Source organism: Hyphomonas atlantica corrig. (assembly GCF_000682715.1).
Taxonomy (GTDB): Bacteria; Pseudomonadota; Alphaproteobacteria; order Caulobacterales; family Hyphomonadaceae; genus Hyphomonas; species Hyphomonas atlantica.
Genome location: NZ_AWFH01000001.1, coordinates 623,322 through 646,736, shown reverse-complemented (window position 1 = coordinate 646,736; position 23,415 = coordinate 623,322). Strand labels below are relative to the sequence as shown.

Here is a 23,415-nt window from a genome sequence, read left to right as displayed (position 1 = left end):
CGCTTTTCGGCATGGAAGCCGTCTGGTAGAAATCAGGCCATCGCAACGGGAGATGGCCATGACACGCATAAATTCACTTTTCATGGCGGGCTTGCTCGCACCGCTGGCTATCTCGGCCTGTGTGTATGTTGACGAAGGGTCTGCGCCGGTGCGCGAAGTGGTGGTGGAGCAGGAAGTGCTCGTCACCGAGGCCGTGCCGCAGGATGACCGGCTGAACGCTGTGCTCTGGGCGCAGCAGGCGGTTGAGTACAAGGCGACGACCGATGGCATCTACGCGCTGGCGGCGATGCGTCTGGATCAGGCGCTGGCCGATCCGGACTGGACCGCCGCGCCGGATTTGCAGGGCGCAGGGTATCAGGATCTGCCCCCGGCAATCATTCTGGACGCAGACGAGACCGTTCTGGACAATACGCCCTATGCGGCGGACGACATTCTGGCGGGCGAACAATTCGATCCGGACCGCTGGAACGATTGGGCGAGCGCTGGCGTGGCAAACGCTGTTCCCGGCGCTGTTGAATTTACCCGCGCAGCAGCGGCCAAAGGCGTGAAAGTGTTTTACGTGACCAATCGCGACGCGGTGACAGAAGAGGGCACGGCCCGCAATCTGGCGGCGCTGGGCTTTCCGATGGGCGGCAACGTCGACACGTTGCTGACCAAGAAAGAGAAGCCGGACTGGGGTTCTGCCAAGTCTTCGCGCTGGAGCGTGGTGGCGAAGGATTACCGCATCCTGTTGATGATCGGCGACAATCTTGGTGACTTTACGGACGACTACAAGACCAGCCCGGCAGACCGTCAGGCTGTGTATGATGCAAATGCAGATAAATGGGGCCGTGAATGGATCGCCCTGCCCAATCCTGGCTATGGCAGCTGGGAAAGCGCGCCGTTTGATCATGATTACAGCCATTCGGTGGAAGATCTTCGCCAATTGAAGCGCGAACAGCTGCAGCCCTGGCCGCCGAAACCGTAACTGTCCTGTTCATCTTCGCCGGGATATAGTTCCTGTGAGATGATGTTGAGATCGCTGATTATCGGCCTGATGCCTGTGCTGCTGGGCTTGCCCGCCCTGGCTTGCGATCTGGGCCTGTCTGATCGAGGCGAAGCTGTGGCGGACTATGTGGAACAGGTGCGGCCCTGTTTCGTCAGCCTGCCAGAGGGCTATACGTTCGATGCGCGCATGGAGCGGGAGTTCCTGCGACTGACGAATGCTGCGCGGAAAGAGGCGGGGCTCGCTCCGCTGGTTTACCGCGCTCACCTCCGCAACACAGCGCGGTTTCATAGTCTCGACATGGCGTATAATGACTTCTTTGGACATGTCGGCCCGGATGGGCGCGAGCCGCAGGATCGGATTGCGGCCTTTGATCGGCGGGCGCTGGTGGAATATTCTGCCGAGAATGTCGCGATGCTGGAAGTGGTTCAGGGGCGGTGGAATCTGGAGCGGGAAGCCGTGCGCCGCCTGCATCAGAACCTGATGGACAGTCCCGGCCACAGGGCAAATATCCTGAGCGAAGAGGCCACTCATGTCGCAATGGGCGTCGCACGGACAGACAAGGGTGTCTGGCTAACGCAGAATTTCCTGAACTTGTCCGGCAGCCTCGCGCGGGATGTGCCGGTGCGCATGAAGGCGGGCGATCGGCTGCGGCAGATGCCGGTACTGGAAGGCTGGAATTTCCGTCAGTTTACAGCGGAACTGCCCGGCGGCGATATTCGCTCCATTAGCAATGGAATTCCGCCGGACCTTCGCGGGGATATTTATATTGCGGCTGAAGGCCGAAAGCCCGGCGAAAAGCCACTCAGCTTCTATACGATCCACCTGCCCGGACCTGCCGTGACGGTGGGCGGCTAAAGCACGCTCATGATCTGCTCCAGCGGCTTTTTCACCAGTGCGTGTTTCGGCACCTTGGCGCCGTCTGCCGGGTAACCCGCGACGAGGATCAGGAAAGGCTTTTCCGTTTCCGGACGATCACAAATTCCGTTCAGGAACTTCATAGGATTGGGCGTGTGGACGAGGGTGGCCAGCCCGGCCTGATGGCAGGCCGCCATCAGCATGCCAGTGGCGATGCCGACGCTTTCATGGATGTAGTAATTCTTGCGGTCTTCACCCTCATGTGCGCCGCCACGCCGCTGCGCGAAGATGCAGATCAGCCAAGGCGCTGTTTCCATATAGGGTTTGTCCGCATCCGTGCCGATGGGCGCGAGCGCGTCGAGCCAGTCTTCCCCGGCGCGCCCTGAATAGAATTCGCGTTCCTCGGCCTCGGCCGCTTCGCGGATCTCGCGCTTCTTTTCGGCGCTGTTCACACAAGCGAAGAACCAGGGCTGGTGGTTTGCGCCGGACGGGGCGGAGCCGGCCGTGGCGATGCAGGCCTCGATGATTTCGCGCGGGACGGGCGCGTCCGAGAATTCCCTGACCGATCGGCGGGTGGCCAGGGAGTCATGAAACGCCACTGCCCGGTGCAGCATTTCCTCTTCAGGATAATGCGGGAAACCGCTGAGCGGGACGTGGGTGTCGGTGCTGGTTTTCATAACGCCCGTGTTAGCAGGCTGACGGGCGGACGCAATTCACATCAGCGGGACCGGCGGGCAGCATCAGCGCCGCGCCGTTCGGCCCGCTTCAACCATTTTGCGAGCGTCGCCTCCTTGGCCGTCTTCACCGGTCCAACCTGCAGGATGCGTGCGGGCCGTATGCCGACAAATTTCATGACGGGCTTCTGCACCTGTAGCTTGGCGGCGCGACCATTGGATAGCCGGTCAAACCAGACCGGCGCGTCGGAAGTCATCAGCACGTCACCCCGTCGTCCGGCCAGAAGGCGATCCCAGAATGGGTCTTTCTCGTGATATTTCATGGCAAAGCCCGGCAGGAAACTGCGGTCGATCACACCTTTCATCTTTGCGGGCATCCCGCCCCACCATTGCGGATAGGCCCAACAGACATGATTGGCCCAGAGCAAGTCTTCCCGCCACGCTTCAAGGCTTGGCTCAAGTGTCTTGCGGGCGTGGTAGCCTTCGGTGAGATCCGGGTCGAAGACCATGTCCGACAAATTCATGCGGCGGGTTTCAGCACCGTTTGCTTCGGCCCCGCGCTGATAGGCATCGGCCATACCATGACTGAGCGATGCGGCACGTGGATGGCCGACCCAGATAAAGATACGTGCTGGCATAGAGCCTCCAATAAATCATTGAACAAAACATTTATTGTTCAATGATTGCATGTTGGCAAGGCCAGAAGTCGTAGAGCGCGAATTGCCAGTGTGGGCTTCGCCCTGCGTGTCAGCCCCGTTTCAGGCTGGCCACTGCCTCTGCAATCGGAGTGTCGCCATTGGTCAGCTCGATGATCTCATTGGTGATCTCGGGCGTGTTAATCAGTTCGGCCAGCGTCGCCGCAACATTGCCGCGGGCCACGTCTCCATAGGTGATGGCGCGCCCGGCGCTGACTTTGCCGTCGCCGTCATCATCTTTCAGCGTTCCGGGGCGCAGGATGACATAGTCGATGCCGCTGGTGGCCAGGGCCGCATCGGCGCGGCGCTTCATGGCCATATAGTGCTCGAAATCATCGCTCGTGTTGCGGTCGCGTCCGGCATCCATGATGACGGAAACCATGTAGATGCGGTTCACGCCCGTGGCGCGCGCAGCCTCGATCAGCTTTTCCGGGCCTTCGCCATCAATTGCCGTGGTCTTGTCGCGGCCTGATCCGGCCGCCCCAGCGGAGAAGATGGCTGTGTCGCACCCAGTCATCGCGCTGGCGATGTCATCAGCCGTCATGTCGATGATGTTGCCATAGACCGGCTCGACGCCGTGTTCGCGCAGATCGCCCGCCTGTTCAGGCTTGCGGTGCAGGCCTTTGACCGCGTGGCCGGCGCCCACGAGTTTCGGGCCGAGGCGGCTGCCGACGCCGCCCGTGGCGCCGATAAGAAAGATGTTGGACATGGAAGTCTCCTGTCAGAATGGGTTCGCCAGACCAACAGGGCAGACGGGCAGGAGTTCCGGGCGATTACAGAAGCGTGATCGCTATTGTACAACTTCAACCGGTTCGATTTCAAAGAACCGATTGCCTTCGCAATTGATCACGATTGAGCGGAGTTCCGGCTCAGGAAAGTCCGACTGAGTGTATCCAACGGACGTTTCGGTGATGACGCGGAGCATGCCTGTTTCAGTGCGCTTAAGATCGAAGACGTAGCTCGGAGGCGCTGACTCTTGGATGCTCTCAAATTCGAGTTCGTACGCGTCGCCGTCATTCGGTGCATCGACCAGAAACTGGATCTTCAGCACTGGAGGTTTAACGATGCCGGGCATGAAGTCGATCACGGCGCTTCCGTTGCGTGGATCGTAGGCCGGACACGTCGGACTTTCCTCCGCCGAGGCATCAGGTTCGGGGTTCTCTGCGGCAGTCTCTCCACACCCTGCCAAAAGCAGCGCCGCTGTCATGGCTGAACACGCGATACGTAACATGGTTATCTCCCTCCCAGCTTGAGGGAGAAGCATAGCACAACACGCTTAGGTTTAGGAGTCCGCTCCCCAAGATTGGGCCAGCGCGTACTACTCTTCCGGCAGATCCGGGACGCCGACGACGTGGAAGCCGGCGTCGACATGGTGGACTTCACCGGCGACGGAGTGGCCGAGTTCTGAGAGCAGGTAGAGCGCTGCACCTGCAACGCCTTCCATGCGCGTGTCTTCCTTCAGCAGAGACCAGTCGCGGCCCGTGCCCATCAGGCTCTTGCCGCCGCGGATACCGGCGAGGGAGAGCGTGCGCATCGCGCCGGCCGAGATCGCATTGACGCGGATGCCCTGCGGGCCGAGATCGCGCGCGGCATAGCGGGTTGCGGCTTCGAGCGCGGCCTTGGCAACGCCCATGACATTGTAGGAGGGCACGGTGCGCTCTGCGCCGAGATAGGTCATGCAGATCATCGCGCCGCCATCAGGCATGATCTCGCTGGCGCGGCGGGCTGTGTCGATGAAGCTGAAGACTGAAATGTCCATCGCGCGGCGGAAGCCTTCGCGCGTCGTGTTGGCGACCATCGAGCCTTGCAGCTCGTCCTTGCCGGCAAAGGCGATGGAGTGAACGAGGAAATCGATCTTACCCCATTTGTCTTTCACGGCGTCGAAGGCGGCATCCATCGAGGCGTCATCGGTCACGTCTGCCGGGATCATGAAATCCATGCCGATGCTTTCGACCAGCGGGCGGACGCGGCGCTCAAGGTTCTCGCCCTGATAGGTGAAGGCGATGTCGGCGCCCTGCGCGGCGAGCTGGCGGGCAATGCCCCAGGCGATGGAATTCTGGTTCGCGACGCCCATTACGATGCCGCGCTTGCCTTTCATCAGATCGCCTGCCGGCGGGGTCCAGTCATCAGCCATGTGGGAAAGCCTCTCTTGGTGAATGTCTCTACGGGAAACCGCTAGGCATCCCCGCTTTGCCCGTCAAGTTTCGGGCGGTGTTTTGCGCGGATCGGACAGTCTGCTGGACCAAATCAATCAGAGCCGCATCAGGTCTGGTGTGGTGCCGCGCTTCCCCATCCATGCCTTCTTGAACAGGTGTTTGGCGTAGCGCGCAGACCGGCGGTCGCCCGTTGCCTTGTAGGTCTGCCACAGGCCGTAAAGGGCATGGGCATTGTTCGGGGATTTCAGCAGGGCGCGATGGAACATGCGCTCGGCCCGATCCGTCTGACCATCCTGAAGCAGCATCGCGGCGAGGGTCTGGCGGGCGGGATAGTACCAGATTGGCGGCTCGCTATAGGGCAGCGCATCCTGCAGGTGTGCGGCGCGCTCCATCAGCGAAATGGCGGAAGGCAAATCGCCATCCTGAGCGGCGATCCGAGCGGATATGACCAGAGATGAGATCCGGGCGATGTCGCCCGCCGGAAGGTATTGTGCTTCCAGTTCCGCCACGCCCTCGCTGGAGACTAGAGCATCAATCTGGTCGGTTTCGGACTGTGCGCTGGCGGTGTCGCCTTCAGCTGCGAAGGCCAGCCCCCGCGCATAGTGCCAGGCAATCTTGTCCATGACGGACTCTGTGCCCGGATCGGGCAGTCTCAACACAGTTTCCGGGGCCGAGAACTGCGCGTGGGCATAGTAGGCGGACGGACGGATCAGGGTGATCCACGGCGCAAGCGAGGACATGTCCTGTGGCAGTGCTGCGTCCAGTTTGGAGGCTGTCGACAAAGCGGTCATTCCGTCCCCGGCCATCATCGCCGATGTCAGGATGAAATGGAGATTGTGAGGATAGTATCCATACTCATAGAGCGGCGGGGCGTTGCCGCTCGCAATATAGAGCTCGTCAGCCTGCGCGGCCGCCAGATTGGACTCCATCGACCGCTTCCACTGGCCGGTCAGGTACCAGAGATGTGAAGGCATGTGGACGAGATGGCCGGATTGCGGGGCAAGCTGCGGCAGGTGTTCAGCGGTCTCGATTGCACGCCAGGGATCATCGGACGCCTCGGTGGCATGGATGTAGAGGTGGATGGCATGGACGAATTCCGGATTTCTGTTCAGCACGGTTTCCAGCGTCGTGATGACATCTGCTGTCCGGCCTTTCGGCGTGTGCCCATCCGCCTCCCAATAGTCCCAAGGCTGGGTGTTCATGGCCGCTTCGGCGGCGAGGGAGAGAACGAGATCATCATTGGGAAATCGCACCGCTGCCAGCGCCATTGCGTCCGCGAAGGCTATCGGGTCTTCCGCGACACCGCCCTCTTCGGTGAGCGGATACCGGGCGATCGTTGCGTCGATAAGCACCTGCTCAAGAACGGGTGTGTCGGAGGCCCGAAGCTTGGCAGCCTGCGCCGCATCGTGTGCCAACTGAAGGGCATCCTCGCCAACCGCCATGTTCAGGTTGCTGCCCCGCGCAAACGCCTCGCCCCAATGGCACATCGCGCAGTTCGGGTCAGCCGCCTGCGCCTGACGAAATACATCAACTGCGGCGTCATGATTGAAGCTGATCACAAGGGACAGACCAAGGTCGAAAAGATCCTGCGCGTCTGCGGATTTGGTGGTGATGGGATAGGTGATCACCGGCGCGCTCAAACCTGCGGCGAAATTGTTGACGATCACTCCGGACTCCGCATAGGCGCGCGCTGCGCCCAGAAACAGGCCGAGGCGCCGAGCGCTGCTTCCGCTGCCGAGACAGGACTCGCCTGACAAAAGAACGGGATCCGGGAAAGGGGCCTGCTGAGGCCGCTCCGCCAGGTCAACGCCGCCGAGCGCCAGCACAGCAGCTGTAAGAATCGTGCCTGTTTTCCAATAGGCCATGCGGAGTCCCCTTTTCTCCCAAGAGGGGAAAGTACCGCAGGTCCGTCAATCTGTCATGGGGCAGGCTTGTTGTGCGCATTTTGTGCAATGCGCATGAAGGCCTGCGCGCTAGAGCACGTTCTTCAAGCCGACCTTCATGTCGAGGGCAGTGTAGACGTGTTCGCCATCGACATAGACGCGACCGTCAGCGATCCCGAGGTTCAGCTTGCCGCGGCGCACGCGTTTGATGTCGATGACATATTTCACGAGTTTCTTGTCGGGCGTGATTTCCCCGGTGAACTTCACTTCGCCCACGCCGAGCGCGCGTCCCTTGCCGGGGCTGCCGGACCAGCCGAGCCAGTAGCCTACGGCCTGCCACATTGCGTCCAGCCCGAGACAGCCGGGCATCACAGGGTCGCCGGGAAAGTGGCATTCGAAGAACCAGAGGTCCGGCGTAATATCGAGCTCGCCGATCACGCTGCCCTTGCCGTACTCGCCACCATCCATGGTGATTTCGGTGATCCGGTCCATCATCAGCATCGGCGGGATCGGCAATTGGGCATTGCCAGGTCCGAAATAGCCGCCCGCGCCGGATTTCAGCAGGTCTTCCTTGGAATAGGAGGATTGGGGCGTGTGGTAATCGTGCGGTCCGGACATGGCGGTTCCCTTGTTCATTCAAGCGCAAGTCGCCGTTCGAGCCTGTGCGGCCCGGATTGTCAACTCTGATGGGGTGTCGGAGTGTGTTGGCTTACAGCGCAGCGGCGCTGGTATTGTCGCCCCAGAGCGCGGTCGTCGGGACAAAGCCCTTGTAGTGCTTGGCCGTTACCTTGCACCAACCCTGGCCACATCCGTCGAGTTCGACCAGCACGGTGGCCTCAAGGCGCGCAACTTTCGGGCTCATCGCGTCCGGTGCCTTGTGCATGACCGTGTCGGACTGGACCATCGCGATCGTGTCAGGCTCCAGCATGCGGGCGTGAACCCAGACTTCGGCCCCTTCCGGGTCGCGCACGCGGCGCCAGTTCTGGCTTTCCTTGATGATCAGCAGAGGCAGGCCCTTGCGCTCATACCGCCAGACAATGGGGTGGTCCCGGCTTGGGCCGGCGCGGCCATTCACGGCGTTGTATTTCAGCGTTTCGAAACGCGGTACTTCCTTACCGGAAAATTTGCTGACGCGGACATAGTCGGCCCCTTGCGCAAACGCCGCAGCGCTCGCGACGAGAAAGCCCGTTAAGATGACCACTGCCCGCTTCATGTGCAGTCTTTTCCCATGTCTGCGAGGGGCTAGAATTCCATACGCAAATGAATCTTGTGTAAAACATGAAGCGTTGGCGTGTCCCGATCCCTCTGCTAAGGCCCGATTGAGAATATTTGCAAAAAGAGTCCCTATGTCCGCGAAGAAGCTGAAAGTTGTCGTCACCCGCAAGCTGCCCGCCCCAGTCGAATTGCGCTTGAAAGAGCTGTTCGATGCGAAGCTGAATGATGATGATCACCCCTTCACGCAGGAAGAACTGGTTGAGGCGATGCAGAGCGCGGACGTTCTGGTGCCCACGGTGACAGACCGCCTGGATGGGCGCGTCATGGCCCGCGCGGGAGAGCAGCTGCGCCTGATCGCCCAGTTTGGGGCAGGGGTCGACAATATCGACGTGCAGAGCGCGGTGCAGCGAGGCATCACGGTGACCAATACGCCCGGCGTGCTAACCGATGACACGGCAGATGTGGCCATGGCGCTGATCCTGTCTGTGCCCCGCCGCCTGTTCGAGGGCGCCGACGTGATGAATTCAGGCGGCTTTGATGGCTGGACCCCAACCTGGATGATGGGGCGTCGGCTCGCCGGCAAGCGGCTCGGCATCATCGGCATGGGCCGGATTGGCCAAGCCGTTGCGCGCCGCGCCAAGGCGTTCGGCCTGCAAATTCACTATCACAACCGCAAGCCGGTCAGTCCGCGCATCGAGGAATTGCTGGAAGCGACCTATTGGGACAGCCTCGACCAGATGCTGTCGCGCATGGACATTGTTTCGGTAAACTGCCCGCACACGCCGGCGACTTTTCACCTGATGAATGCGCGCCGGATCGAACTGATGAAGCCGGAAGCCTATATCGTGAATACGGCGCGCGGTGAGGTGATCGACGAAGCAGCGCTGGCCCGCGCGCTGAAGGCGGGCAAGATTGCCGGAGCGGGCCTCGACGTGTTCGAGCGCGAGCCGACAGTGAACGAGGAATTGTTCGGCCTGCCGAATGTCGTGCTTCTGCCGCACATGGGCTCGGCCACGATCGAAGGCCGCACGGAGATGGGCGAGAAGGTCATCATCAACATCAAGACCTTCGCCGACGGCCACCGCCCACCAGACCGCGTGATTCCGTCAATTCTGTAATTTCGACGGAAACCGATCCGGGCGGCCCTAGTCCAGTGCGCCGATATAGGGCAGGCCGCGATATTTGCCGGCATCGTCCATGCCATAGCCGACAAGGTAGCGCCCGGGCGCATCAATGGCGCAATAATCGACCCCGTTTTCGCCGCGCGGGGCCCAGGGTTTCTGGGTGAGGGCGCAGGTGATGACTTCGCGCGCACCCTTGGCCAGCATGTGTGTCTTGGCAAAGGCGAGCGTGCGGCCCGTATCGAACACGTCGTCCAGAATGATTACGCCCTTGTCCTTCACGGAGCGGGCGAGGTCTGCGCGCACAACGACGCGGCCCGAGCTTTCCCGCGCATCGCGATAGGATTCCAGCCAGATCACGTCGAGCGTGGGGTGAATGTCGCGCCGAGCGAGGGCTTTCATCAGGTCGGATGTGAAGGGGGTGGCGCCAATCAGGATGGAAACAACAGTCCATTCGCCCGTCAGGCGCGGGGCCAGCGTTTCGGCCAGTTTATCGATCTCCGCCAGAAGTTCGTCTTCTGGCACGATCACCTCGATTTTCGGCATGTCGGTCATTCTTCGGCGGCGTCCATTTCAGCTGAATTTGCAGGCTCGCTTGGCATGTCAGGTTCAGGCGCCTCTGCCGGAATTTCAGACAAGTCGACAAATTTGAGTTCGATTTCGAAGCTCTCCATCGGCGCTTGTTCCACGACCACGCGGAAGCTGCCAGATTCGCCTGCGCCCAGCTGCGCCGGGCTGATGCGGCCGTAAGTGGTAGCGACCACGAGTCCGATTTCGTCTTTCAGGTCCACACGCACAGCGGGCGAATCGACGGTTGAGTGGGACACGTTCAACGCCTTGCCGGACACTGTGACGATCGGGATGGTGTCATTGAAGGTGCGGCTGCGCTCGATGTCTTCGAATTCCAGCCCGAACCGGTTCACCTTGAAGCCGATCTGCTTGTAGGCGCTGCCCGCTTCCGGCCAGAGTTTCACCACTTCATTGCGGTAGACGATGGCGCCGACGCCTAGCGCAAAAAAGATGGCGGCTGTGATGAGCCAGGAGAGCAGGGCGGCGGTCCGGCTGCGCCGACGACGCTGGGCGCGGACCTTCTCGCGGTAGATTTCGTGCGCGGCGGCAGGGGTTCGGCGCACGGTTTCGTCAAGGTTTTTCGGCTCAACAAACCATGATCCACCACATGCGGCACACTTCACGGTGCGGCCACTTTCACCGATTGTTGAGTCATCGGCGAAATACTGGGTTTCACAATGGGGACAAGTGAGGATCATGACTTGGTGTTTCCCGCAATTCGCCCCAATAATCCACTCGAACGAGCACAGGATAGGAGCTGATGACCCTTCCCCGCCATGACCTTTTTGACGATGTCGCCGTGCGCCTTGATGGCGTCTCGCTGCGTTACGACACGTCGGAAGACATCCTTAGCGGGATTGATCTTGTCCTGAAACCCGGATCGTTCAGCTTTCTGACCGGAGCCTCCGGCGCGGGCAAGACCAGCCTGCTGAAACTGCTTTATCTGGCACTGAAGCCGACACGTGGCGAAGTTTCACTGTTCGGCCGACCAACCAGCCGCCTGACGCGCGACCAGTTGTCTGCGCTGCGTCGGCGGGTTGGGGTCGTGTTCCAGGAGTTCCGCCTGCTGGATCATCTGACCGCGTACGAGAATGTTGCGCTGCCCCTGCGCGTTCTGGGGCGCAAGGAAGCGAGCTATCGCCATGATGTAGAGGAGCTGCTGGCCTGGGTCGGCCTTGGAGAACGCATGCATTCGCGCCCGCCAACCCTGTCCGGCGGGGAGCAGCAGCGCGTTGCCATCGCCCGTGCCGTGGTGACCCAGCCGGATATCCTTATCGCAGACGAACCGACCGGGAATGTCGATCCGGAAATGGGCGCGCGCCTGATGCGCCTCTTCCTTGAGCTTAACAAGCGGCGAGCGACTACAGTCATCATCGCCACGCATGATTTGGGCCTCGTGCGGCAGGTCGATGCGCCGGTTTTCCGGCTCCAGCATGGCCTGCTGGTCCAGGATGTCGAATATGGCCCGGCGGCGCGTCGCCGAACCGATATCGTGAAGACGGTGGATTAGGCATGGCAAAGGAAACCCCGCTTCTGCCTGTAGAGGATGCGCGCGAAATGGCGCTGTTCTTCGTCGTCGGTGCGCTCTGCTTCCTGGCCGCACTGGCAACGCTCTCGGCGAAGTCGACTTATGGTGCTGCGCGCAGCTGGACGGCTGAGGTTGAGGGGGAACTGACAGTCTCCCTGCCGGATGCAGACCGGCGCGGCGCCGAAGAAGCGCGGCAATTGATTGAGGCAACCGAAGGCGTGCGCGAAGCGCGGCTTCTGTCCAAACAGGAAATAGATGCGCTTTTGGAGCCGAACTTTGGCAGCCGCGGCCTGCCGGAAAGCCTGCCCTTGCCACAGCTGATCGCCGTCACCGCTGAACCGGACACGCAATTCATGGGGCCAACGCTTGAACGGCGTCTGACGGAGGCCGGATATGCACATGCCGTGGACGAACATGCCGATTGGGCAGGGGATGTCCGAAGGATGCTGGCGATCGCGCGTCTTGTGGCGCTTACTGCCGTAGCTCTGTTGGCGTCAACGGCCGTGGCCGTCATCGCGTTTGCAACGCATGCGGCGCTGTTGGCGCGGAGGGATATTGTTGATGTGCTGCATCTGGCCGGCGCGCGCGATCGCTACATTGCCGGGCTGTTCGAGCGCCGTTTCTGGCTTCTGGGGCTGAGGGCAGGGGCAGTTGGCGCTTTGCTCGCGCTTGGCGCGGCGGCGGCGATGATCTTCGGGGTGCATTCCAGCGGAGCGCGATCAGGTCTTTTGCCCGTACTGAGTCTCGATATTGTTGATCTCCTGATCCTGGTGCTGACCCCGGTGATCGCGGGGCTGGCCGCGCGCATTGCGGCGCGTGTTACAGTTATCCGTTCCCTGAAGAGTGTGATGTGAGCGGCGAGCAACGATTGCGGAAACGACGTATCGGCGTGGTGCCGGCCCTGTTCCTGGCGGGGCTGGTTCTGGCGATTGCTGATTTTGTGCTGTTTGCAAATCGCGCGGCCAATGCAGACCGTTCGCCGGACGTGACGGCCGATGCGATTGTCGCGCTGACGGGGGGATCAGGTCTCAGGATCGCCGCGGGCGTGGAACTCGTCGGAAAAGGTCGGGGCAGAAGGATGCTGATTTCAGGCGTGAACCCCGATGTGCCGAAAGCGGACTTGATCGCGCTGGCAGGCGGATCCGAGGAGGTCTGGGCATGCTGCGTCGATATTGGCTATATGGCCGAGACCACGCTGGGCAATGCAGATGAGACGGCGGCCTGGGCCTATGAGCGAGGTTACAAGAGACTGATCATCGTCACCTCCGATTATCACATGCCGCGCAGCCTGATCGTGCTGAAGAAGGCCATGCCGGATCTGGAACTGATCGCCTGGCCTGTGCGCACGGTGAATGACCCGTCTCGTATCTGGAGCGATCCGGGGTCATTTAGAGGTGTCTTCCTCGAATGGGCGAAGTGGCGGGTGACGACTCTCGAAGTTTGACCTATCTGATACCCGCATGATGATGTTTCGCTCGCTCCTCTTCGTGATCTGGATGTATGGCCTGATGGCCGTGCTGGGCATCCTGTTCCTGCCGGCACTGCTTCTGCCGAAATCCGTGACGTTCTGGGCAATCAGCGTATATGCGCGCGGATTGATCTTCGGACTTCGGGTGATCTGCGGAATCGAAGTGGAGATCCGGGGGCGCCAGCACATGCCGCGCGGCACGATGCTGTATGCTGGCAAGCACAATTGCATGCTGGATGTGTTCGTTCCGTTCCTTGTCATGCCTGCCCCGGCGATCATTCTGAAACAGGAGCTGCTCTGGTATCCGTTTCTGGGCTGGTACGCGCTGAAGACGGCGATGATTCCGATCGACCGGGCCGGGAATACGCGAACGCTGAAGAAGATGGTTGCAACTGCTAAAGTGCGCGCGGAAGACGGTCGGCAGATCGTGATCTTCCCGGAAGGGACACGCACGGAGCCGGGCGCTGCGCCTGCCTATCATGCTGCTGGAATTTCTGGCCTCGCCAAGGCGATCGAGGCGCCAATCGTGCCCGTCGCAACGAATGCGGGCCTGTGCTGGCCCGGCCGAGGCCTGAAGCGGAACAAGGGACGTATCGTTTACGAGATTCTGCCGCCCATTCCGGCTGGTTTGCCCCGTAGGGAATTGATGGCACGGCTGCAGGCCGATCTGGAAACAGCCTCTGACGCTCTTGTCGATGAGGGCCGCGACGTGCAGAAATACCTCGCTTCCTAATACCTTTCAGGGCTCCCTATGGTCGAACCGTCCTCCGCACAGAAGAAATCCCGTTTCTGGTTGTATCTGCCTTTCGTCCTGCTGCTGATTGCAATCGGTGCATGGACGGCTTATTGGTTCATTGCGAAGTCTCAGCTGGACAAGGGCATTGACCAGTGGATCGCTGAGCAAAGAGCGCTTGGCGCCGAGATTGAATATTCCAGCAAGTCTCTTGGAGGCTTTCCCTACCGGTTCGAGTTGGTGGTTGATGACCCGGTTTATGCTGCGCCCGCTGCGCCTCGATGGGAAGGCGAACAATTGCGGCTAGTCATGCAGCCCTGGAACTGGCAGCACGTTATTGCCTATTCGCCCGGGCGGAATGTGCTGACAGAGGCAGATGGCCTTCGGCAGACACTGACCCTGGACAAATCCTCTGCGGTCAGTGTGTCTTGGAATTCCGATACTTTCCGCCGGATCGGCGTGCAGATGGGCAGCGCAACGGCGCTCATCGAAGGGGAATCCTATGAGGCAGCGAATTTCTCCTTGAACCTGGCGCCTCGCAACGGCGCTGAGACTGATTTGATGATCGCGCTGCAATGGGATCGCTTGACGATCAATGGCGCGCCAGAGGGGGCGGAATTTCTTGGTGACACGTTGGGCCCTTCCCGCCTGATCGGTGAAGTGCGCGAATTCTTCCCGGCATGGGTCCGAAGCGGTGGCAATCCAGAGAGGCTGCATCGTGCGCTGATTCAACAGGATGGGGGTGTGGAGATTGCGCAAGGCTTGCTGAATTGGGGGCCGCTCGACCTCGGTGTGAAGGGCGATCTGGCATATGAGGATGGCGCGGCCAATGGCTCGATGGGTGTGCGGATCGACAATGCCGACGCATTGCGTGACGCACTGGAATCGTCCGGGCGGCTCGGCCAGCAGGAAAACGCCATGCTGACAATGCTGGAGACGTCCTCTGCCGATGGCGGCTTCCTCACCTTCACCATCAAGGATGATGAAGTGAAGATGGGATTGGTGCCTCTGGGCCGTTTGCCGGAACCGGGGTATTGACCGCGCCCTCGCGGCGGAAGCTGAAGGCGGCCTGCGAAACTCTGGCTGCCGCGGATCCTGCGCTGTCTCGGGCATATGACGAATTGGGCGTTCCGACATGGCGGGTGGGTGAGCCTTGCTATGCCGCGCTTTGCCGACTGATTGCGTATCAGCAATTGTCGACGAAAGCGGCCGGGTCGATCTGGGCGCGAACCGAAACCTATTTCAGGGAGGTCACACCAGACGCCGTGCTGGCGGCGGACCCGGAAGACATTCGCGCATGTGGAATGTCCCGCCCCAAGGTGCGGCACATGGTGTCCATTGCAGAGGCGATCACATCCGGTGCGTTGGATCTGGAGCGGGTGTGTGCCTCCGATCTCGACCTTGCGCGCAAGGAACTGGTTTCGGTGAAGGGAATCGGCCCCTGGACTGCAGAATTGTTTCTGCTCTATTCGGTCGGTGCGATGGACGCATTTCCTGTCGGCGATGTCGGCCTGATGGAGGCGCACAAACTGTTGTCCGAAGTCGAAACCCGTATGGAAATCAAGGAATTCTCTGCCCATGCCGAAGTGTGGAGACCCTATCGGGGCGTGGCGGCACACATGTTGTGGGGCTGGATCAACGATCAACGCGCCAAGGCATCGCAGGCCAGTCCGCAGGCCTGATTGCCCGGAAAGCGTTGCAAAACGCCGTTTCTGTCATAATCTGATGATGTGAATCACCTAGATCAGGGGCGAGACGAAAAGGAGCTACGCCTTCAGTCGGTTCGAGCAAGCATATGTTCTCTGCTTCATGGAGGTGATCCATGGCTGAGATTCTTTCGGCCCCACCGAGCGGTCGGCCCGCTCTGGTATTGAACGCTGATTTCAGGCCGCTCTCCTACTATCCCTTGTCCTTGTGGCCCTGGCAGGAAGTGGTGAAGGCCGTTTTCCTCGACCGTGTCGATATCATTGCAGAATATGACTATGTCGTGCGCAGTCCGAGTACCGAATTCCGTTTGCCGAGCGTTATCGCGCTGAGGGATTTTGTCCGGCAGGATCGTCCGCCTGCGTTCACGCGCTTCAATGTGTTCCTCAGAGATGGATTCGAGTGTGCCTATTGCGGTGCAACGGACAATCTGACGTTCGATCACGTCATTCCACGCTCACGGGGTGGACGGACGACTTGGGAAAACATCGTCGCGGCGTGCAGCCCCTGCAATCTGCGCAAGGGCGGAAAGATGTTGCACCATACGGATTTGCAGCTCAAATCACGGCCGGCGCGCCCGAACAATTACCAGCTACAGGAAATCGGGCGAAAGTTTCCGCCAAACCATCTGCATGAAACATGGATGGATTATCTTTATTGGGATGTCGAACTGGAAGGCTGATTTGTCAGGCCCAGTCGTAGGCAAGGCGCGCCTGCTCGATGTGGTTCAGCTTCGCTTGCAGCGCCGACCAGTCGTCCGAGTTTGCGATGGGATCCCAGACGGCCTCTACCTCTTCAATCAGTAGGCTGACTGGAGCAGGGCCTTTGAAATAGGCATGATTGAGCCGTTCCGGGCAAACGGGGTTCCGTAGGAACAGGCTTTCTCGAACAGGCGCGAAAGTTTCCTCTGAATAGAGCGGTGCTTGTGGGGACGCTGCTGCCCGCGTTTCGCTGTCTCGTCCGCCGAACCAGTCGAAGAATGTGTGCGTCCAGCTGGCGCCTGAGTTTGTCATCCAGGCATAGAAAGCCTGTAGAAATTCTGTGTCCGCCTGCATGTCTTTCAGCGGTTCCAGACCGAGTAGAGCGTGGGTGTGGGCGACGAAGCTTTCCTGATAAGCGCGTTCGTAAGGCTTCAGCCCGGTGGCAAGAGCCTCGGCAGTCGCAAGTGGGAGGAGGGCAGAGGCAAGCTGCTGTAGCGCCCAGCCACCTTGCAGCGGTTGCCGGCCGAAACGATATAGACCCTGCTGGTCGAAATAGGCTGCTGTGAAGTTCGGGTCAGATACGGACAGGAAGCGCCACGGCCCGAAATCGAAAGTCTCCCCGGTGATGTTGAAATTATCCGTGTTCATCACACCGTGGACGAAGCCAGCAGCCATCCATTGGCCGATCATATGACCCGTCGCGGACGAAATGGCCGATAACATGTTGACCGCTTTCCGAGCCACGTCGTCATCATCGGCATCCGGATGGAAGTTCGCCACGACATAGTCCACCAGCCGGGCAAGTTCCTTGTCCTGTTCCAGATAGGCGAGCCGCTGGAAGCTGCCGAAGCGGATATGACTATGGGACAGGCGGGTAAGAACGGCCGAGCGTGTGGGCGAGGGCTCATCATTCCGCGCCAGCTGTTCACCCGTTTCCACAACGGCGAAGGGTTTGGATGTGTTGACGCCAAGGGCTTCAAGATAGTTGGCGGCCAGGATCTCACGGACGGCGCCTTTCAGCGTCAAGCGGCCGTCTCCTTGCCGGCTCCAGGGAGTCTGGCCAGACCCTTTCGTGCCGAGATCGAGAAGGCGTGAATTATCATCGCGCAGCTGCGCGAACAGGAAACCACGACCATCACCCAGTTGCGGATTGTAGGTGCCGAATTGGTGGCCGTGATACCGCAAGGCCAAAGGGCGCTCGAGATTGTTGGGCAATGGTTCGAACCGACCGAAATGGGCAACGCGTTCCTCGGCACTGAGTGTGTCGAGACCAATCGCGGAAGCCCAGCGATCATTCCAGTACCGCAATTTGTGCAGAGGGAAATCGGCCGAGTCGACCGGGTCGGCGATGAAGTCGGCAATGTCGAGGATGGGCGGGGAATATGTCATGGCCGCTACATAGGCGCTGAAAGCAAAAAGGGCGACCCGCGGGCCGCCCTTTCCGGAGATTCTCTATGAGAGATCGATCCTAGTATTCGTAGGTCAGCTCCAGACCGACGAGACGGCCTTTCTTCAGCGGCGAGAACGTGCCACCTGCCGGCAGACCCATGTACGGGTAGTTGTTGCCGGTCGAGAGTGGGCCCGGGAATGGCAGTTGGGTGTCGTTACCCGCCTGCACTTCGTCGAGCAAGTTCTTGCCGTAGATGGAAGCCGCAAGACCATCAACCGGGGTTTCCCAGGTCAGGTTTGCGTCCAGCATATTGGCGGACTGGATCCAGCCGAAATTGCTGTCAGTGTAAGCAATGCGGTCACGGAACTGGTAGTTCACCTGTCCAACCAACGCGCCGCCATCACCAAGGTCAACATCCTTGATCAGGCCGACACCCCAAGTTGCTTGCGGTACGCGCGGCAGGTCGAGTGCCAGGTCGCTGGAGCCAACAACACCGTCGGCATCCAGATCGAAGAAGACGTCGTCATAAGACGCATCGATCATGCCGACATTGAACGTGGCGAGCCAAGATTCGCCGATGGCGACGCGGCCGTCCACTTCAACACCCGTAATGGATGCGTCTGCGGTGTTGATGATGTTCTGGACCACGCCGGAAGCACCAGCTGTGTTGACCTCACGCTGCATGTTCTGGATCGCTGTGTGGAACAGGGCACCATTGACCTGAACGCGGCCATCTTCGCTGCTGGTTTTGAAACCGACTTCGAACGCGTCGACTTCTTCTTCGTCAAAGCCAAATTCACCGGTTTCAGCCACGAACTGATAGAAGATCGGGATGTCGGTGATGCGGAAGTTGTAACCGCCAGACCGGAAGCCCTTGGTATAGTGGGCATAGGTCTGCAGATTGTCTGTCCAGAAATACTGCAGGCCGAGTTTTGGCGTCCAGTTTGACCACTCATTGCCGTCGCTGAAGCCGTTTGGCTCCTGAGCCGCACCGCCGGTGATCAGCGAGATCAGGGCGTTCGTGCCGTCAGGCGAACAGGTGCCGCTTACGACAGAACACTCATTACGCGGACGGATGTAGATGACGTCTGCGTCCTTTTCCTCATTGGAGTAGCGCAGGCCGAATGTTGCGACGAGCTTGTCCGTGAAGGAATAGTCAACATTGGCGAAAGCGCCCCAGACCGTGTGGTCCTGACGACCGCCACCATAGAAGCCCCACGGAATGGAGGCTGGCAGTGTGGCCGGACGGGTTGTCGGCAAGTTACGAGTTTCAGTGTACGCAATTTCCTGTTCGAAATAGTACAGGCCAGTGGTCACATCCGCCTTACCGAAGGTACCGGCATAGCGCAGTTCGTTGGAGAATAGCTCCTGCGTGAACTCAGAGCCTGAATGGAACAGGGTGAATGGCGTGGCGTCGATGTCGCCTACTGTGCCGGAGTCTAGATCGCGATAGCCGAAGATGTTGGTGATCCGGCCATTGCCGAAATCAACATCATAGTCTGTACGGATGGAGCCGAAGATCGTCTCGGCTTCAGCCAGGCCTGGCTCGTTGATCGAGAAATCGAAGGTTTCGCGATCAAAATAGGAGCGGTTCTGGCCGCTTGGGCCATCGCCGCGGCTATCGGTATATTCCAGCTTTCCGAGCACGCTGAGGCGTTCGGTTGGTGTAAACTCCAGGGCGCCGCGATAGGTTGCGATCTGCAGCTCGCCATGATTGTCGCCATTGAACTGGTTTTCAAAGTAACCGGCGTCAGACGTGTAGGACGCCCCGATCTTACCATTCAGCAGGCCTTCGATCAGCGGTCCGGAGACATAGCCTTGTACGGTTGCGCTTGCGCCGCCACGGTCTTCATCAACCGGGCCGTCGACTTTGGCGCCAACCTTGAAGGTAAATTCGTCTGTTGGATTGCCGGAGTTCAGCACGACAGCTCCACCGGTCGTGTTCCGACCGAACAGAAGGCCCTGCGGTCCGCGAAGGATCTCGATGCTGTCCACATCGAACAGGTCGACCACGACGCCTGTGTTGACGCCGATATACACGCCATCAATGAACACGCCCACGGCAGGGTCGATGGACGGAATGGACGAGTTCACGCCGAGGCCACGGATGGCGAAGTTGGCCGTGCCGCGAGAGGTGCCAACATCATCCAGAGACACGTTTGGCGAGGAATAGGACAGGCTTTCCAGCGTGGTAACATTCAGTGCGTCCAACGTGTCAGAGTTGAAAGCGGTGACGGCCACAGGCACGTCCTGGACGTTCTCGACGTCCTTTTTCTTGGTGGCGGTCACGGTGACCGTACCAAGGACGCGGTCGATCGCTGACTGGCGATCTGCTTCAGTTTCGGGCGCAGTTTGAGCGTCCTGGGCCTGAGCGTTGGTCGCAATTAAGAGGACGGCAGAAGCCGTCGCAAACAAAGAGTGTTTGAGATGCATAGCAGTTTCCTGATTGTACTTATTCTAGTTCCGGGAGGGTATTTCGGAGCCCGCTCTTTTTGGCGGGTTGGCTATGAAGCTAATCATTTCACGTAGAGATTCAGCCTCAATTTCTGGTGAGACAGCGGGATTCTTGCCGACTGTAACATTTACGCCACAATCCAAGCGATTCTGACCAAATGTGTGCAGTTCGTGGCATATCTGAGGTGCACTCACATATCCCCGACAACGTTGGCATGAGCAAACCATTGCAATTCGGTTTCAAGATTTGCTGCGGCGCACAACATTATACCCCTATTCCGCTGGGTTTGGCGGCATATTCTGATCGTGAGTGAGACATGAACCGGACACCCAGATACCGGTCGCTCACAACACGGGAGGAAATATATGAAGAACCAATTCAAACTGTGGCTCAGTGCGTCTTGCGTTGCGGTGGCTGTCGGCATGCCGGCGGTCGCGCAGGAGGAAGATGCAGAGGCACGTCAGGACACTGTCGTGGTCACGGGATCGTTCATTGCCGGAACGCCAGAGGATGCAGCGCTGCCGGTCGATGTCCTGACGGCGGGTGAGCTGAAGCTTGAAGGCTCACCCAGCGTGTCGGAACTGATCCGCAACCTTGGCGTGTCTTCCGGTGTCGACGGACAAACCAACCAGTTCGCCTCGAACGGTCTGGAAGGGACGTCCAATGTGAACCTGCGGGGCCTTGGGCCCGGACGGACACTTGTGTTGCTGAACGGCAAGCGTCAGACATTCTCGCCTTATAGCGTGGGTGAGCAGGCACAGCTCTTCGTGGATACCAACATGATCCCGTCTGCTGCCATTGGCCGGATCGAAGTGCTGAAAGATGGCGCCGCGGCGCTGTACGGCTCCGATGCGATTGCAGGCGTTGTGAACTTCATCACGCGCAATGATCTGGACGGATTCGAAGTCGGCGGCAGCTTCCAGCAGTTTGATGGCTCTGATGGCGAGTATGATGTGTCTGCTGCCTGGGGTAAGCAGGGCGGCGATTGGAACTTCATTATTTCGGCTGGTTATCAGTATCGGAACGAAGTGCCGTTGCTTGAGAAAGACTGGGCTATCTCCGACATTACGGAAAACCCCGTCGGTGGTTTCTCTTCCTTGTCCAATCCGGGCCGTTATGTTGCTCTCGGCGCAACTGGCGTCATTGGCGCAGTCAATCGTGAAGCAGGCTGTACGGATGTTGGCGGCATTGTGAACCCCGCCAACGATCAGTGCTATTTCCAGTTTACCCAGTTCGACAATCTGGTCGAAGAGGAAGAGCGCTATCAGATATTCGCTGAGTTTAACCGCGAATTTGGTAACGGCGTCGGCCTCCATGTCGAGGCGCTTTACGGCATGACAGACGTGCCATCCTGGAAAACGTCTCCGTCCTACCCGCCGCAGGAACTGGCAACCCAAGTGGTTCCGGTTACCAACCCGGGTTTCCAGCAATACATTGCGGACAATCCCGGCGACTTCCCGGCCGGCACGCTCGCAGCGCTGTATATCGGACGTTCTTTTGGTTGGGGCGGCTTCCCCGGCACAGGCGGCGCGCAGGAAGGCTTCCGCGAGCATGAGACGCTTCGACTCGCCGGTGAACTCGACGGCACGTTCGAGAATGGCATCAACTGGTCGGCCAGCCTCGGCTATAGTGAGGCTTCTGCTGATCGGAACACGAATGATACCTACATCCTCGGCTTCACAGCTGCCCTGAACGGATTTGGTGTTTGTACCGATCCGATCACCGGCAATGATCCGGCGACTGGAACTCAGCCTTTCGCGGCGGGCTATACTGGCTCACTCGTGGCAGGCACAGGCGCATGTGAGTATTACAACCCATTCTCCAACGCCATTCCGGCAAATGCGATTACGGGTGAAGCAAATCCATCTTATGTGCCGGGTCTTGAGAACTCCGAGACGCTTGCGGACTGGATGACGGACGGACAGTTCACGGCAGCTGAAACCAGCTTGCTCGTGTTCGACGCCGTCATGAACGGTCAGTCCAATGTACAGGCCGCAGGTGGCTCCGTGGGTTGGGCTGCTGGTTTCCAGGTTCGCCAGGAAACTTACACGCTGACGCCCAACGCGCTGAACAATCTCAACATCACGCCTGGACCAGGCGGTACAGGTCCGTTCTCGTTCCTGGCCGGCTTTACGCCTGCTGATCGTGATCAGACGATCTACGCCGCATTTGGTGAACTTCAGATCCCGCTCTTTGAAGATCTCGATGTTCAGGTTGCCATGCGGTATGAAGATTATGGCGGTGATGTCGGCTCGACCTTCGACCCGAAAGTCGCAGCCAAGTGGCAAGTGAACGATGCCTTCTCCCTGCGTGGGTCTGCCCAGACCTCTTTCAAGGGGCCAACGCTGAACCAACTGGCTGGCAACGTCACAACACTGCAATTTGTTGCGCCGACATCTGCCTTCAAGGCGGTTGACCAGTTCGGTAATCCGGCACTATCGCCAGAAAGCGCCTTCAGCTTCAACATTGGTGGTATCTATCAGCAGGGCGGATTCAGTGCCTCGCTTGATTACTACAATTTCGACTTCTCTGACCCGATCATCGTCGAAGATCAGGCCTCAATCGTGAATGCTGCTCTGGCGGCGATTGCTGCCGGTGACACTGACAATGCGATCCTGGAACGTATTACGTTCACGGATAACAACAGTGACGGGATCAATCAGGCGAACGAAATTGCCCGTGTTGAAACCAACATCGTCAATGGTCCTGACATCAAGACATCCGGTTTCGATATTCGTGCCGAAAACGTCTGGGATAATGCCTTTGCGGGCGGCGATTTCTCGCTGGGCGCGGAAGCTTCCTACATTCTCGAATATGATGTCGATGATTTCGAGATCGAAGGTGTGGTCATTCCGGGCGGCGACCGTGTGGATCAGTTCAACCGGTCGAACTTCTCCCGTTCCCTGCCGAGCTGGAAAGCGAACGTGTTCGCCAACCTGTCAGCAGGCGACCACAATTTCCGCGGTGTCATGCGTCACATCGACTCCTATGAAGATGAGCGCGGCGATCTGACGGGGAATGGCACGTCGGATATCGACAGCCAAACCACGTTCGACCTGTTCTATACATGGCAGTCGACGGCGTGGGATCTGGATCTCGGTCTGTCTGTCGTGAACGTGACGGATGAAGATCCGCCATTTGCCCAGTTCGACCTGAACTATGACCCGTACACCCACAATCCGTTTGGCCGCACATTCAAAATCAGTGTGACCAAGCGTTTCGGCGGCAGCGACTGATTGCCATCGAATGCAGCACTGGAGGCGGTCTTCGGATCGCCTC

General features: G+C 59.4%; 23 protein-coding genes. 11 read left to right on the top strand and 12 right to left on the bottom strand.

Translation table 11 applies throughout. From position 1 onward, the window contains the following. Positions 1 to 58: 58 nt before the first annotated feature. Entirely contained in the window at positions 59 to 967 is a 909-nt protein-coding gene (locus tag HY36_RS03220; RefSeq protein WP_162175939.1) for a 5'-nucleotidase, lipoprotein e(P4) family, read from the top strand. A 42-nt stretch (positions 968 to 1,009) separates the two neighbouring features. Further along, positions 1,010 to 1,843 carry a CAP domain-containing protein gene (locus HY36_RS17605; protein ID WP_162175938.1) on the top strand — a complete coding sequence of 278 codons (834 nt, stop codon included), beginning with the start codon at positions 1,010 to 1,012 and terminating at the stop codon, positions 1,841 to 1,843. On the opposite strand, the gene HY36_RS03210 is transcribed toward HY36_RS17605, so the two are convergent. The 8 genes from HY36_RS03210 to HY36_RS18500 form a co-directional block, all read right to left on the bottom strand. Next, a complete protein-coding gene (locus tag HY36_RS03210; RefSeq protein WP_035548042.1) occupies positions 1,840 to 2,520 on the bottom strand; it encodes a nitroreductase family protein in 681 nt (226 codons plus the stop codon). The two genes, HY36_RS17605 and HY36_RS03210, sit on opposite strands and share 4 nt — an antisense overlap. A 41-nt stretch (positions 2,521 to 2,561) precedes the next feature. Then, a complete protein-coding gene (locus HY36_RS03205; protein ID WP_051602436.1) occupies positions 2,562 to 3,155 on the bottom strand; it encodes an NAD(P)H-dependent oxidoreductase in 594 nt (197 codons plus the stop codon). A gap of 109 nt (positions 3,156 to 3,264) precedes the next feature. Then, positions 3,265 to 3,921 carry an SDR family oxidoreductase gene (locus HY36_RS03200; RefSeq protein ID WP_035548036.1) on the bottom strand — a complete coding sequence of 219 codons (657 nt, stop codon included), beginning with the start codon at positions 3,919 to 3,921 and terminating at the stop codon, positions 3,265 to 3,267. An 81-nt stretch (positions 3,922 to 4,002) separates the two neighbouring features. After that, on the bottom strand, positions 4,003 to 4,443 hold the full coding sequence (locus HY36_RS03195) for a hypothetical protein (protein WP_155841663.1): 441 nt from the start codon (positions 4,441 to 4,443) through the stop codon (positions 4,003 to 4,005). 87 nt (positions 4,444 to 4,530) lie between these two features. Next, a complete protein-coding gene (locus HY36_RS03190; protein ID WP_035548033.1) occupies positions 4,531 to 5,346 on the bottom strand; it encodes an enoyl-ACP reductase FabI in 816 nt (271 codons plus the stop codon). A gap of 117 nt (positions 5,347 to 5,463) precedes the next feature. Further along, positions 5,464 to 7,233 (bottom strand): tetratricopeptide repeat protein, encoded by a 1,770-nt coding sequence (locus HY36_RS03185; protein WP_035548031.1) that lies wholly within the window; start codon positions 7,231 to 7,233, stop codon positions 5,464 to 5,466. A 108-nt stretch (positions 7,234 to 7,341) separates the two neighbouring features. Continuing rightward, complete coding sequence (fabA, locus tag HY36_RS03180; RefSeq protein WP_035548405.1) at positions 7,342 to 7,869, bottom strand: bifunctional 3-hydroxydecanoyl-ACP dehydratase/trans-2-decenoyl-ACP isomerase; 528 nt, start codon at positions 7,867 to 7,869, stop codon at positions 7,342 to 7,344. Between the two features lie 91 nt (positions 7,870 to 7,960). Beyond that, the gene (locus tag HY36_RS18500) at positions 7,961 to 8,464 is read right to left on the bottom strand and encodes an SH3 domain-containing protein (protein WP_051602435.1); all 504 of its coding nucleotides are present in this window, start codon (positions 8,462 to 8,464) and stop codon (positions 7,961 to 7,963) included. Between the two features lie 133 nt (positions 8,465 to 8,597). Between HY36_RS18500 and HY36_RS03170 the strand changes: the two genes are divergently transcribed. After that, a complete protein-coding gene (locus HY36_RS03170; RefSeq protein ID WP_035548028.1) occupies positions 8,598 to 9,584 on the top strand; it encodes a 2-hydroxyacid dehydrogenase in 987 nt (328 codons plus the stop codon). A gap of 27 nt (positions 9,585 to 9,611) precedes the next feature. On the opposite strand, the gene HY36_RS03165 is transcribed toward HY36_RS03170, so the two are convergent. Both HY36_RS03165 and HY36_RS03160 read right to left on the bottom strand, forming a co-directional pair. Then, a complete protein-coding gene (locus HY36_RS03165; RefSeq protein ID WP_035548024.1) occupies positions 9,612 to 10,142 on the bottom strand; it encodes a phosphoribosyltransferase in 531 nt (176 codons plus the stop codon). Beyond that, positions 10,139 to 10,855 (bottom strand): MJ0042-type zinc finger domain-containing protein, encoded by a 717-nt coding sequence (locus tag HY36_RS03160; protein ID WP_035548022.1) that lies wholly within the window; start codon positions 10,853 to 10,855, stop codon positions 10,139 to 10,141. Before HY36_RS03160 ends, HY36_RS03165 begins: the two co-directional genes overlap by 4 nt. Positions 10,856 to 10,917: 62 nt before the next feature. Here HY36_RS03160 and ftsE point away from each other — a divergent pair, with 62 nt between their 5' ends. The 7 genes from ftsE to HY36_RS03125 all read left to right on the top strand — a co-directional run bounded on the left by ftsE (position 10,918) and on the right by HY36_RS03125 (position 16,272). Continuing rightward, positions 10,918 to 11,667, top strand: coding sequence for a cell division ATP-binding protein FtsE (gene ftsE, locus HY36_RS03155; RefSeq protein WP_051602434.1), 750 nt, complete (start codon positions 10,918 to 10,920; stop codon positions 11,665 to 11,667). A 2-nt stretch (positions 11,668 to 11,669) separates the two neighbouring features. Beyond that, entirely contained in the window at positions 11,670 to 12,539 is an 870-nt protein-coding gene (locus tag HY36_RS03150) for a cell division protein FtsX (protein WP_035548019.1), read from the top strand. After that, the gene (locus HY36_RS03145) at positions 12,536 to 13,129 is read left to right on the top strand and encodes a YdcF family protein (protein WP_051602433.1); all 594 of its coding nucleotides are present in this window, start codon (positions 12,536 to 12,538) and stop codon (positions 13,127 to 13,129) included. The genes HY36_RS03150 and HY36_RS03145 overlap by 4 nt, the downstream gene beginning before the upstream one ends. A 16-nt stretch (positions 13,130 to 13,145) precedes the next feature. Then, the gene (locus HY36_RS03140) at positions 13,146 to 13,886 is read left to right on the top strand and encodes a lysophospholipid acyltransferase family protein (RefSeq protein ID WP_035548016.1); all 741 of its coding nucleotides are present in this window, start codon (positions 13,146 to 13,148) and stop codon (positions 13,884 to 13,886) included. 18 nt (positions 13,887 to 13,904) lie between these two features. Next, entirely contained in the window at positions 13,905 to 14,924 is a 1,020-nt protein-coding gene (locus HY36_RS03135) for a DUF2125 domain-containing protein (RefSeq protein ID WP_035548014.1), read from the top strand. Further along, positions 14,921 to 15,568: a DNA-3-methyladenine glycosylase family protein gene (locus HY36_RS03130; RefSeq protein WP_035548012.1), complete on the top strand. Its 648-nt coding sequence runs from the start codon at positions 14,921 to 14,923 to the stop codon at positions 15,566 to 15,568. Before HY36_RS03135 ends, HY36_RS03130 begins: the two co-directional genes overlap by 4 nt. 140 nt (positions 15,569 to 15,708) lie before the next feature. Next, complete coding sequence (locus HY36_RS03125; protein ID WP_035548009.1) at positions 15,709 to 16,272, top strand: HNH endonuclease; 564 nt, start codon at positions 15,709 to 15,711, stop codon at positions 16,270 to 16,272. A gap of 4 nt (positions 16,273 to 16,276) precedes the next feature. Here the strand turns inward: HY36_RS03125 and HY36_RS03120 are convergent, their stop codons facing one another. Both HY36_RS03120 and HY36_RS03115 read right to left on the bottom strand, forming a co-directional pair. After that, positions 16,277 to 17,680, bottom strand: a complete 1,404-nt coding sequence (locus HY36_RS03120; RefSeq protein ID WP_035548006.1) for a protein adenylyltransferase SelO family protein — start codon at positions 17,678 to 17,680, stop codon at positions 16,277 to 16,279. A gap of 79 nt (positions 17,681 to 17,759) precedes the next feature. Continuing rightward, positions 17,760 to 20,114 (bottom strand): TonB-dependent receptor, encoded by a 2,355-nt coding sequence (locus tag HY36_RS03115; protein ID WP_035548002.1) that lies wholly within the window; start codon positions 20,112 to 20,114, stop codon positions 17,760 to 17,762. A 387-nt stretch (positions 20,115 to 20,501) separates the two neighbouring features. Here HY36_RS03115 and HY36_RS03110 point away from each other — a divergent pair, with 387 nt between their 5' ends. Then, a complete protein-coding gene (locus tag HY36_RS03110; protein ID WP_035547999.1) occupies positions 20,502 to 23,372 on the top strand; it encodes a TonB-dependent receptor domain-containing protein in 2,871 nt (956 codons plus the stop codon). Positions 23,373 to 23,415: the final 43 nt, after the last annotated feature.

Excerpts from the sequence above, each read along its gene's own strand:
- HY36_RS03220 (WP_162175939.1), top strand. The coding sequence starts at position 59 with ATGACACGCATAAATTCACTTTTCATGGCGGGCTTGCTCGCACCGCTG.
- HY36_RS17605 (WP_162175938.1), top strand. The coding sequence starts at position 1,010 with ATGTTGAGATCGCTGATTATCGGCCTGATGCCTGTGCTGCTGGGCTTG.
- HY36_RS03210 (WP_035548042.1), bottom strand. The coding sequence starts at position 2,520 with ATGAAAACCAGCACCGACACCCACGTCCCGCTCAGCGGTTTCCCGCAT.
- HY36_RS03205 (WP_051602436.1), bottom strand. The coding sequence starts at position 3,155 with ATGCCAGCACGTATCTTTATCTGGGTCGGCCATCCACGTGCCGCATCG.
- HY36_RS03200 (WP_035548036.1), bottom strand. The coding sequence starts at position 3,921 with ATGTCCAACATCTTTCTTATCGGCGCCACGGGCGGCGTCGGCAGCCGC.
- HY36_RS03195 (WP_155841663.1), bottom strand. The coding sequence starts at position 4,443 with ATGTTACGTATCGCGTGTTCAGCCATGACAGCGGCGCTGCTTTTGGCA.
- HY36_RS03190 (WP_035548033.1), bottom strand. The coding sequence starts at position 5,346 with ATGGCTGATGACTGGACCCCGCCGGCAGGCGATCTGATGAAAGGCAAG.
- HY36_RS03185 (WP_035548031.1), bottom strand. The coding sequence starts at position 7,233 with ATGGCCTATTGGAAAACAGGCACGATTCTTACAGCTGCTGTGCTGGCG.
- fabA (WP_035548405.1), bottom strand. The coding sequence starts at position 7,869 with ATGTCCGGACCGCACGATTACCACACGCCCCAATCCTCCTATTCCAAG.
- HY36_RS18500 (WP_051602435.1), bottom strand. The coding sequence starts at position 8,464 with ATGAAGCGGGCAGTGGTCATCTTAACGGGCTTTCTCGTCGCGAGCGCT.
- HY36_RS03170 (WP_035548028.1), top strand. The coding sequence starts at position 8,598 with ATGTCCGCGAAGAAGCTGAAAGTTGTCGTCACCCGCAAGCTGCCCGCC.
- HY36_RS03165 (WP_035548024.1), bottom strand. The coding sequence starts at position 10,142 with ATGACCGACATGCCGAAAATCGAGGTGATCGTGCCAGAAGACGAACTT.
- HY36_RS03160 (WP_035548022.1), bottom strand. The coding sequence starts at position 10,855 with ATGATCCTCACTTGTCCCCATTGTGAAACCCAGTATTTCGCCGATGAC.
- ftsE (WP_051602434.1), top strand. The coding sequence starts at position 10,918 with ATGACCCTTCCCCGCCATGACCTTTTTGACGATGTCGCCGTGCGCCTT.
- HY36_RS03150 (WP_035548019.1), top strand. The coding sequence starts at position 11,670 with ATGGCAAAGGAAACCCCGCTTCTGCCTGTAGAGGATGCGCGCGAAATG.
- HY36_RS03140 (WP_035548016.1), top strand. The coding sequence starts at position 13,146 with ATGATGATGTTTCGCTCGCTCCTCTTCGTGATCTGGATGTATGGCCTG.
- HY36_RS03135 (WP_035548014.1), top strand. The coding sequence starts at position 13,905 with ATGGTCGAACCGTCCTCCGCACAGAAGAAATCCCGTTTCTGGTTGTAT.
- HY36_RS03125 (WP_035548009.1), top strand. The coding sequence starts at position 15,709 with ATGGCTGAGATTCTTTCGGCCCCACCGAGCGGTCGGCCCGCTCTGGTA.
- HY36_RS03120 (WP_035548006.1), bottom strand. The coding sequence starts at position 17,680 with ATGACATATTCCCCGCCCATCCTCGACATTGCCGACTTCATCGCCGAC.
- HY36_RS03115 (WP_035548002.1), bottom strand. The coding sequence starts at position 20,114 with ATGCATCTCAAACACTCTTTGTTTGCGACGGCTTCTGCCGTCCTCTTA.
- HY36_RS03110 (WP_035547999.1), top strand. The coding sequence starts at position 20,502 with ATGAAGAACCAATTCAAACTGTGGCTCAGTGCGTCTTGCGTTGCGGTG.